The following is a 2931-nucleotide window of genomic DNA, read 5'->3' as shown; positions in this document are numbered from 1 at the left end:
GGCCCCGCCGGCCGCGCCGGACTCCGCGGCCCCGCCGGCCGCGCCGGACCCCTCAGCCCTCACGCGTCATCCTCTCCATGTACGCGGCGATCGACCGCCCGGCCTCGGGGCCCTCGTAGGCGGTGACGATCTCCTCGATGCTCCCGCGCTGCCGGATGCGACCGTGGTCGATCCACATCGCCGAGTCGCACAATTGGGCCAGGAACTCGTTGGAGTGGGAGGCGAACACCAGCATCCCGGACCGGGACACCAGGTCGGCCAGCTTGACCCGCGCCTTCTTCATGAACTCCGCGTCCACGGCTCCGATGCCCTCGTCGAGCAGCAGGATCTCGGGGTCGATCGAGGTCACCACGCCCATCGCCAACCGGACGCGCATGCCGGTCGAGTAGGTGCGCAGCGGCATGTCCAGGTAATCGCCGAGCTCGGTGAAGTCCGCGATCTCCTCGATCTTGGCCTTCATCTGTTTGCGGGTCTGGCCCAGGAACAGGCCACGGATGATGATGTTCTCGTACCCGGTGATCTCCGGGTCCATACCCACACCCAGGTCGAACACCGGCGCCACACGACCCCTGATCCGGGCGGCGCCGCGGGTGGGCTCGTAGATTCCGGACAGCAACCGCAGCAGCGTGGACTTGCCGGCACCGTTGTGCCCGACCAGCCCGATGCGGTCCCCCTCGCGGAGGGAGAGGGTGATGTCCTTCAGGGCCTCGACGACGACGACGTTGGACGAGTTCTGGCCGATCGCGCCTCCGGCGGAGCCGAGGACCGCCTTCTTGAGGGAGCGCGATTTGGCGTCGAAGATCGGGAAGTCCACGCACGCGTCCACACAGTCGATGGACACGCCGCCGGGGGTGGGTGTGGCGGGGCTCATGGGATATACCTCCTACACCCAGTACGGGACTCGGGAGCGGAACCGGCGCAGCGCGACGAAGGCGAGGATCAGCCCCACGGCCGTGCAGGCCAGGACGATCCACCAGTGGTACGCGGCGACGGGCTGGCCCAGCATGGGGGCGCGGACGATCTCCAGGTAGTGGTAGAGCGGGTTGAGCTCGGCGATGCGGGCGCGGTTGGCGATCTCCCCGCCCTGCTCGTACAGCGTCTGCGTGGTCCACACGATGGGGGTCATGTAGAACAGCAGCTGAACCATGGAGTCCAGCAGGGGCGCGATGTCGCGGAAGCGGGTGGCCAGGATGCCGAACAGCATCGCCACCCAGACGCCGTTGACCATGAGCACCGCCAGGCCCAACACGGCCAGCAGCAGGTCCCATCCCAGCGGCCGCGGGTAGATGAGCATCAGCACGACCCAGATCACCAGGTTGTGGCACAGGAACAGGAACTGCCGCCACACCAGCCGGTAGACGTGGACGCTGAGCGCGCTGGGCAACTGCTTGATCAGGCCCTCGTTGGAGATGAAGACCTCCGAGCCCTCCTTGATGCAGCCGGAGATGAAGCCCCAGAGGATCAGGCCCACGGTGACGTGCGGGAGGAACTCCGCCAACGGGATCTGGAAGAGGATCGAGTACAGCAGCCCCAGCGCCGTGGCCATGACGCCGGTGGCGATGGTGATCCACAGCGGCCCCAGTGTGGAGCGGCGGTAGCGCTGCTTGATGTCCTGCCAGCCCAGCGAGAGCCAGAGCTCACGCTGGCCCAGCCCCTGGCGGAGGTCGGCCACGGCCCGGCGGAAGGTGTGGGAGTCGCTGACGATCTCACTGCGGACGCGCTCGTCGGGGAGCGTCGCCGAAGCGGGGTCGGGAGTGGGCTGGTCCTGCACGAAGGCGAAGCCTACTAGAGGTGTGGCCGGTGGCAGCCCCGCAGACAGGGCGCGTACACATGAGTGATGACGACCAGTACCCAGATCCAGCTCGTCAGCCGCCCCCGCGGCTGGCCGACCCATGACGACTTCCGCACCGTCGTCGTCGACCTCCCCGCGATCGCCGAGGGCGAGGTGCGCGTGGCCAACGAGTACCTCTCCGTCGACCCCTACATGCGCGGCCGGATGAACGAGGGCCGCTCCTACATCCCGCCGTTCGAGCTGAACGAGACGATGACCGGCGGCGCCGTCGGGCGTGTCGTGGAGTCCCGCTCCGACGCCCACCCGGTCGGCGCGGTCGTGATGCACGACCTCGGCTGGCGGGACGTCGCCCAGGGCGACGGCCGGCAGTTCCGGGTGGTGCAGGAGATCGAGGGCGTTCCCGTCTCGGCGTACCTGGGGATCCTCGGGACCACGGGCCTCACGGCCTACGTGGGGCTCCTGCACATCGGGCGGTTCCAGAAGGGCGAGTCCGTCTTCGTCTCCGGCGCGGCCGGTTCCGTGGGTTCGGCAGTCGGGCAGATCGCCCGGCTCATGGGCGCCTCGAAGGTCGTCGGCTCGGCCGGGAGTGCGGAGAAGGTCGACAAGGCCACCTCGAGCTACGGATTCGACTCCGCGATCAATTACAAGGACGGACCGGTCCGCACGCTGCTGCGCGAGCACTTCGGTCGCGAGAACGGGGAGGGCATCGACGTCTACTTCGACAACGTCGGCGGCGACCACCTCGAGGCCGCGCTGGACCTGATGAACGACGACGGTCGCCTGGCCCTGTGCGGCGCGATCAGCTCCTACAACGCCACCGAGCGCTCGCCCGGCCCGGACAACATGTGGCACGCCATCACCCGCGGGCTCACCCTGCAGGGCTTCACCGTCAACAAGTACATGCACCTGTTCAAGGAGTTCGCGGAGAAGGTCGGGCCGTGGGTGGCCTCGGGCGAGGTCGTCTTCGACGAGACCGTGGTCGAGGGCATCGACAACTCCGTCGACGCGTTCCTCGACCTCATGCGCGGGGCGAACGTGGGGAAGATGCTGGTCAGGATCTGATCAGCGGGGGCCGGCCCGGGCGCGACCCCACCGTGGGGCAGGGTGGACCCATGACGTCGACTCCTCGAGCCGCGCCC

3 protein-coding genes are annotated in these 2931 nt (G+C 68.5%); 1 reads left to right on the top strand and 2 read right to left on the bottom strand.

The window, feature by feature from the left end:
- Positions 1-52: 52 nt before the first annotated feature.
- Together wzt and wzm are read right to left on the bottom strand one after the other, a co-directional pair.
- Positions 53-871: a galactan export ABC transporter ATP-binding subunit Wzt/RfbE gene (gene wzt, locus G6017_RS09795; RefSeq protein WP_182617152.1), complete on the bottom strand. Its 819-nt coding sequence runs from the start codon at positions 869-871 to the stop codon at positions 53-55.
- Between the two features lie 12 nt (positions 872-883).
- Entirely contained in the window at positions 884-1771 is an 888-nt protein-coding gene (gene wzm / locus G6017_RS09790; RefSeq protein ID WP_095717096.1) for a galactan export ABC transporter permease subunit Wzm/RfbD, read from the bottom strand.
- Between the two features lie 66 nt (positions 1772-1837).
- Between wzm and G6017_RS09785 the strand changes: the two genes are divergently transcribed.
- Positions 1838-2854: an NADP-dependent oxidoreductase gene (locus G6017_RS09785; protein WP_182617151.1), complete on the top strand. Its 1017-nt coding sequence runs from the start codon at positions 1838-1840 to the stop codon at positions 2852-2854.
- Positions 2855-2931 lie beyond the last annotated feature (77 nt).

This window comes from Dietzia sp. B44 (assembly GCF_014145245.1).
GTDB lineage: Bacteria > Actinomycetota > Actinomycetes > Mycobacteriales > Mycobacteriaceae > Dietzia > Dietzia natronolimnaea.
This window is presented reverse-complemented; position numbering and strand designations above follow the sequence as displayed.